The sequence below is a fragment of the Sphingomonas sp. NPDC019816 genome (genome assembly GCF_050274375.1).
In the GTDB taxonomy this organism is placed as follows: Bacteria; Pseudomonadota; Alphaproteobacteria; order Sphingomonadales; family Sphingomonadaceae; genus Sphingomonas.
Window position 1 is genome coordinate 1 of record NZ_JBNNOB010000163.1, and the last position, 6,832, is coordinate 6,832.

6 protein-coding genes are annotated in these 6,832 nt (G+C 69.5%); 2 read left to right on the plus strand and 4 right to left on the minus strand.

Annotated elements, in window-relative coordinates:
• Positions 1–51 precede the first annotated feature (51 nt).
• Both dapD and ACQKJZ_RS17090 read right to left on the minus strand, forming a co-directional pair.
• Positions 52–879 carry a 2,3,4,5-tetrahydropyridine-2,6-dicarboxylate N-succinyltransferase gene (gene dapD / locus ACQKJZ_RS17085; RefSeq protein WP_427732645.1) on the minus strand — a complete coding sequence of 276 codons (828 nt, stop codon included), beginning with the start codon at positions 877–879 and terminating at the stop codon, positions 52–54.
• 2 nt (positions 880–881) lie between these two features.
• Entirely contained in the window at positions 882–1,547 is a 666-nt protein-coding gene (locus tag ACQKJZ_RS17090) for a pyrimidine 5'-nucleotidase (RefSeq protein WP_312490895.1), read from the minus strand.
• A 110-nt stretch (positions 1,548–1,657) separates the two neighbouring features.
• Here ACQKJZ_RS17090 and ACQKJZ_RS17095 point away from each other — a divergent pair, with 110 nt between their 5' ends.
• Positions 1,658–3,898 (plus strand): S8 family peptidase, encoded by a 2,241-nt coding sequence (locus tag ACQKJZ_RS17095; protein WP_427732647.1) that lies wholly within the window; start codon positions 1,658–1,660, stop codon positions 3,896–3,898.
• A gap of 49 nt (positions 3,899–3,947) precedes the next feature.
• Entirely contained in the window at positions 3,948–4,949 is a 1,002-nt protein-coding gene (locus tag ACQKJZ_RS17100; protein WP_427732649.1) for an LLM class flavin-dependent oxidoreductase, read from the plus strand.
• A 231-nt stretch (positions 4,950–5,180) separates the two neighbouring features.
• On the opposite strand, the gene ACQKJZ_RS17105 is transcribed toward ACQKJZ_RS17100, so the two are convergent.
• Both ACQKJZ_RS17105 and ACQKJZ_RS17110 read right to left on the minus strand, forming a co-directional pair.
• Positions 5,181–6,491: a sensor histidine kinase gene (locus ACQKJZ_RS17105; RefSeq protein ID WP_427732654.1), complete on the minus strand. Its 1,311-nt coding sequence runs from the start codon at positions 6,489–6,491 to the stop codon at positions 5,181–5,183.
• An 82-nt stretch (positions 6,492–6,573) separates the two neighbouring features.
• Positions 6,574–6,832 (minus strand): winged helix-turn-helix domain-containing protein (locus tag ACQKJZ_RS17110; RefSeq protein ID WP_427732652.1); only part of this gene is annotated, 259 nt, incomplete at its 5' end.

Here is a 6,832-nt window from a genome sequence, read left to right on the forward strand (position 1 = left end):
TCCCCTCCCGCTTGCGGGAGGGGCGTGCCAAGGATCAAATCTAGGGAGCTATCAATCCCGCAGCAGGTCGTTGATGCTGGTCTTCGACCGCGTTTGCGCATCGACGCGCTTGACGATCACCGCGCAGTACAGGCCCGGCTTGCCGTCGACCGACGGGGTCGAGCCCGGCACCACCACCGAATAAGGCGGCACATGGCCCCGGAAGACCTCGCCCGTCTCGCGGTCGATGATCTTGGTCGAGGCGCCGAGATACACGCCCATCGACAGCACCGCGCCCTCGCCGACACGCACGCCCTCAGCGACTTCGGCGCGCGCGCCGATGAACGCGCCGTCCTCGATGATGACCGGATCGGCCTGCAGCGGCTCGAGCACGCCACCGATGCCCGCACCGCCCGACAGGTGGACGTTTTTCCCGATCTGCGCGCAGCTGCCCACGGTGGCCCAGGTGTCGACCATCGTGCCCTCGCCGACATAGGCGCCGATGTTCACGAAGCTCGGCATCAGGATCGCGCCCTTGGCGACATGCGCGCCGCGCCGCACGACCGAGCCCGGCACCGCGCGGAACCCGGCGGCGCGGAAGTCGGCTTCCGACCAGCCGCTGAACTTGGACGGCACCTTGTCGAACCAGTGGCCCGCACCCGGCCCATTGTCGATCAGGACATTGTCGTTCAGGCGGAACGACAGCAGCACCGCCTTTTTCAGCCACTGGTTGACGGTCCAGCCGCCATTCCCATCGGGCTCGGCCACGCGCGCCTCGCCCCGGTCGAGCAGCGCCAGCGCGCGGTCGACGGCGATGCGCGCCTCGCCCTGGGTCGTGAAGTCCAGCTCGGCCCGGTTTTCCCAGGCGGCGTCGATGGTGGCGGCCAGATCTTGGGCCATGGTCAATCCTCCAATATGCTCGTCAGCCACGGCGTCAGCGCGTGGACGGTATAGTCGATATGATCGCGCGCGGCATCGCCGGGCACCTGTTCGGAACCGTTGTCGACCCAGACCGTGGTCATCCCGATCGCCTTCGCCGGCACCAGATTGCGCGCCATATCCTCGAAGAAGATCGCGCGGCGGGGGTCGATGTCGAACGCGGCGCACAGCCCGGCATAGGCCGAGGGCTGCGGCTTGGGGACCAGCCCCATCGCGGTGATGTCGTGCACCGCCTCGAAATGGCTGCCCAGCCCCAGCCGGTCGAGGACCTTCAGCGCATAGGGCTTGTCGCCATTGGTGAAGACCAGCTTGCGCCCCGGCAGCTTGGCGATCGCGGCCGCCAGCGGCGCGTCCTCCTCCAGCACGTCCATCTCGATATCGTGGACATAGGCCAGGAAGGCGGCGGGATCGACGTCATGCTCGGCCATCAGGCCGGCCAGCGTCGTGCCGTGCGCGTGGAAATACTCCTTCTGGATTCGGAACGCCTCGTCGCGATCGACGCCCAGCAGATCGCCGACGAATTGGGTCATCCGCCGGTCGATATTGGCGAACAGATTCGCACTCGCCGGGTAGAGCGTATTGTCCAGATCGAAGATCCATGCGTCGATATGGAACAGAGCGGGCAGCATGGCGGCAGCGTGTAGGCGCGAGACCGCTTTGCCGCAACCCGCAGGCGGCCTAAGACCGGGCGAACGATATGATGGCGGGCAGGAGGGGATCGGGGGTGAGGATCGTGGCGATGCGGGCGGCCGCGCGGATCGGCACGGTGCTGGGCACCGGTACGCTGCTCGCCGCGTGTGGCGGGGGCGGCGCGGGCGTACAGTCCACCCCCACGCCCCCCGCCACCGCGACCCAGGCGCCCACGCCCGCCCCCGCGCCGCCGCCGACCCCGGCGGTCGATTACGATACCCCCGGCTATCGCGCGACGGCGGGGGCGACCGCGATGAATGCGCTGGCCGCCTATCAGAAGGGCGCGACCGGCAAGGGCGTGGCCGTCGGCATCCTCGATTCCGGGATCGACACGCAAAATCCGCTGTTCGCCGGGCGTATCGCCGCCAGCTCCGCCGATGTCGCCGGCACGCGCGGCATCGGGGACGAGAGCGGACATGGCACCGCCGTCGCCTTCACCGCCGCCGGGGGTCGCGACGGGACGCGGGCGCAGGGCGTGGCCTTCGACGCGACGCTGGTCGTGCTGCGCGCCGATCGGCCGGGAAGCTGTGGAACCGAGGGTGGCTGCGCCTATCCGCTCGATACCGTCGCCAAGGGTCTGGACACGGCACGTACCGCGCAGGCGCAGGTCCTGAACATCTCGCTGGCCTCCAACGAAGCCGTGCCCGCCGCCGTGAAGACCGCGATCGGGCGTGCCACCGCCGCGGGCATGATCGTCGTCATCGCGGCGGGCAACGACGGCGAGTCGGACCCCAGCATCCTCGCCCAGATCGCCAACGACGCCAGTGTCGCGCGCGGGCAGGTCATCATCGCCGGATCGGTGGCGCAGGGCGGCACCATATCGGCGTTCAGCAACCGGGCGGGCCTGTCGGCCGCGCATTTCCTGACCGCGCTGGGCGAACAGGTCGAGGCCCCCGACGCGACCGGCGAGCGCAAGCTGTGGTCGGGCACCTCGCTCGCCGCGCCGCAGATCACCGGCGCAGCGGCCTTGCTGATCCAGGCCTTTCCCAATCTGTCGGGCGCGCAGGTCGTCGACCTGTTGCTGCGCACTGCGCGCGATGCGGGGACGGCGGGCACCGATGGCATCTATGGCCGGGGCACGCTGGACCTGACCGCCGCCTTCCAGCCGGTCGGGGGCATGGGTGTGGCGGGCACGGGCGCGTCCGTGTCGCTGACCGCCAACGCCCGGCTGTCCGCCGCCATGGGCGATGCGGCGGTACGCGATCTGCGCCTGATCGCGCTGGACGGCTATGCCCGCGCCTATGCGGTCGAGTTGTCATCGACCGTCACCCGCAACGGTCCGCGCCCGCTCCTCGGCACCGCGCTGCTCGGGCAAATCGACACGCGGACGATGTCGGACGGCACGCGCACGGTCGCGCTGACCAGCCGCATCGTCCAGCCCGGCGAGGCGAGGCTCCGTGCGATCGTGCCGAGCGACGCCACGCCCCAGACCCGCCGTATCGCCGCCGGCACGATGACCCAGGCGGTCAGCCCGCGCACGATGATCGGCGTCGGCTTCGCCAGCAGCGGCGAGGCGCTGGTCGCCGGCTGGACGGGTCAGGCCGGTCCGGCCTTCCTGACCAGCGATCCCGGCTTCGGCTTCGACCGCGCGCCCCAGGCCTCGGCCGCGCTGCGCCATGCGCTGGGCGGCATCGGGGTCAGCGTGGCAATGGAGAGCGGCCGCTTCCCCGCCGCCGCCGCGCCCGGCATGACGGCCCCCGGTTACGATCAGGTCGCGGTGACCATCGACCGGCGCGTCGGTCGGCTCGCGACCAGCCTGACCGCCTCCCATCTGGACGAACGCTCGACGGTGCTGGGTGGCTGGTTCGGCTCGGCATTGGGCCAGCCGCGCGGCACCAGCTGGTTCGCCGAGGCCGCCGCACGCTGGCGGAGTGACGGCGGCTGGTCGCTGGGCGGGCGCTGGCGGCGCGGCTGGACGCAGGCCGATGGCGGCATGGGTGGCGGCGCACTTGCCAGCCAAAGTTGGTCGGTCGAGGCGGGCAAGTCCGGGCTGTTCGGCGGCGACCGGTTCGACCTGCGCCTCGCCCAGCCTCTGCGAGTGACGGGCGGCGGGCTCGACCTGCGGCTGCCGATGCATTGGGACTATGCCGGGGGGCAGGTCGACGGCTGGGACGCACGGCGGCTGTCGCTGTCGCCGACCGGGCGCGAGTTGCTGGTCGAGGCGCGTCATGCCGTCATGCTGGGCGCGGGCGAGCTGTCGACGCACATCTTCTGGCGGCGCGATCCCGGCCATATCGCGGCGCTCCCGCCCGAGCGGGGTGTGGCGATGAAGTACGGCTTGTCCTTCTGATACGCGGTCTTGGCTGGCGGGGGCGGCGCGGCGTCCCCATCTTGCTCATATGACACGTTATTCCCTGCTCGATCTGGTCCCCGTCATCCAGGGCGGCACCGTCGCCCAGGCGCTGGCCAACGCCGCCGATCTCGCCGCCCATGCCGAGGCGCACGGCTATCACCGCTATTGGACGGCCGAGCATCACGGCATGGAGGGCATCGCCTCGGCCGCGACCGCCGTGGTGCTGGCGCATGTCGGCGCGGCGACGAAGACGATCCGTATCGGGGCGGGCGGCATCATGCTCCCCAACCATGCGCCGCTGATCATCGCCGAGCAGTTCGGCACGCTCGACGCGCTGTTCCCCGGCCGGATCGACCTGGGGCTGGGCCGTGCGCCGGGATCGGACCAGCGGGTGGCGCGCGCGCTGCGCCGGACGCTCGACAGCGATCCCAACGCCTTTCCGCGCGACGTGATGGAGCTGCAGAGCTATTTCGCCGATGACGGCCAGACCGGCATCGTCGCTACGCCCGGTGCGGGCGCGCGCCCGCAGATGTGGGTGCTGGGGTCGAGCCTGTACGGCGCGCAGCTCGCCGCCGCGCTCGGCCTGCCCTATGCCTTCGCCTCGCACTTCGCGCCCGATGCTTTGGACGATGCGCTGGCCATTTATCGCCGCGACTTCCGGCCCTCGGCCATGCTCGACAAGCCCTATGCGATGGCGGGCTTCAACGTCTTCGCCGCCGACAGCGATGCGGAGGCCGAATTGCTGGCGAGTTCGCAACAGCAGGCGTTCGTCGCGCTGCGCACTGGCCGACCCGGCAAGCTGCCCCCGCCCGTCCCCGGCTATCGCGAAAGCCTGGGCGCGCAGGGGTCGGCGATCCTCGACCATGTCCTGTCCTGCTCGGCCATCGGCGCACCCGCGACCGTGGAACGCCAGCTGGCCGCCTTCGTCGAGCGGACCAAGGTGGATGAGGTGATGATCGTCAGCGCGATCTTCGACCACGAAGCGCGCAAGCGGTCTATCGGGATCGCGGCACAGGCAATGGATGCGCTGGAGAGAGTGGCGGCCTGAGCTGGGAATTTCACGCGAAGCCGCAATGACGCGAAGTGGGAAGAGAAGGATGGTTCGTGCGGAGGCGCGGAGAACGCAGAGGGGGCGTGTCGAATGGCACCCTCAATACCTCCTCACGAGCCGGTGAGGATAAGGGGAGGCGGTGCCTTCGGGTACGGCACTTCCGTATCCTCCGCGCCTCCGCGCGAACAAAATTCTTCTTTGCGTCCTCGCGGCTTCGCGTGAACCAGATTACCCCACCGCTGCGGGAAGCCTGAGCCGTACGAGCAGGCCACCCAGGTCCTCGCTCTCCTCCAGACTGACGGTGCCGCCGTAAATCTCCGCCACGTCGCGCACGATGGCGAGGCCCAGGCCGGTGCCCGGCTTGCCCGTATCCAGCCGTACGCCGCGATCGAAGATGCGGACGCGTTCGTTCTCGGGGATGCCGGTGCCGTCGTCCTCGACCAGGATTTCCACGAACCCCGCCTGCGCGGCGACCGTCACGAACACGCTGCCGCCGCCGTACTTGGCCGCATTCTCGACGAGGTTGCCCAGCATCTCGTCCAGATCCTGGCGCTCGACATGGACGACGAGGTCCTTCGGGCCGTCCACATCGATGCGGACATGGCGATAGAGCCGCCCGACCGCGCGCTCGACCGATTCCAGGCTGGGCCAGACCTCGGCCCGGCTATGGGCCGAGCCGCGCCGGCCGACCGCGCGGGCGCGGGCGAGATGGTGGTCGACCTGGCGGCGCATCGTGCGCGCCTCGCGGATGACGGTGTCGGCCAGGTCGTCGGCGCGCGCGGTCGCCGCGTTCATGATGACGGTCAGCGGCGTCTTGAGCGCATGCGCCAGATTGCCGGCATGCCGCCGCGCCTCCTCGGCCTGTTTCTCGTTATGCTCGATCAGCGCGTTCAGTTCCTCGACCATCGGCGCGACCTCGTTGGGCATGGCGTCCGACACCCGGTTCGCCTTACCCGCGCGCATCGCGGCAATCTCCTCGCGCACCCGACGCAGCGGATAGAGGCCGTAAAAGGTCTGCATCGCCGCCATCAGCAACAGCCCGACGCCGAGCAGCGCGAAGCTGCGGATCAGGATGCGGCGCAGCGCCCCGATCTGCGCGTCCAGTTCGGTGGTGCGCTGCGCCACCTGGAACCGCCAGAGGACATCCGAACCGGGCAGCTTCACGTCGCGTTCGACGATCCGCAGCTTCTCGCCGGCGAACTGGGTGCTGGTATAGCGATGGATGCTGTCGTCGTTGTGCACCGAGCCATAGGCCAGACGCCGGTCCCAGAGCGAGCGTGAGGGAAAGGGGTCATGCCCCTTGCCCGACACCTGCCAATAGACGCCCGATCCCGGCTCCAGAAATCCCTGGTCGGCGGGTTCGCGATTGAACCAGACCTCACCCTGCGAATCGACCGCGGCGGACACGAGCAGCGACTTCAGCACATAGGCCTGCCGATCGTCGAAATTCTGCGTGACCGCCGACACCAGCACCCGGTCGAGCGCGAAGCCCCCGCCCGCCAGCAGCACCATGATCCACGCCGCCGCGATCAGGATCATCCGGCGCGACAGCGATCCGGTGCGCAGCGTCGGGCGGAAGGTAGCGCCGTCCTTCATGACAAGGTCCGCGTCCGTGGGCGCGTCAGGCGGCCGATCCCGCCGCCGTCCCCGCCGACGGGTCGTCCAGGCTGTAGCCCAGCCCCCGGATGGTGGTGATCACATCCTGGCCCAGCTTCTTGCGGATGCGCGTCACGAACACCTCGATCGTGTTCGAATCCCGGTCGAAATCCTGGTCGTAGATATGTTCGATCAACTCGGTGCGGCTGACCACCTTGCCCTTGTGATGGAGCAGATAGCTGAGCAGCTTATATTCCTGCGCGGTCAGCTTCACCGGAAAAAAA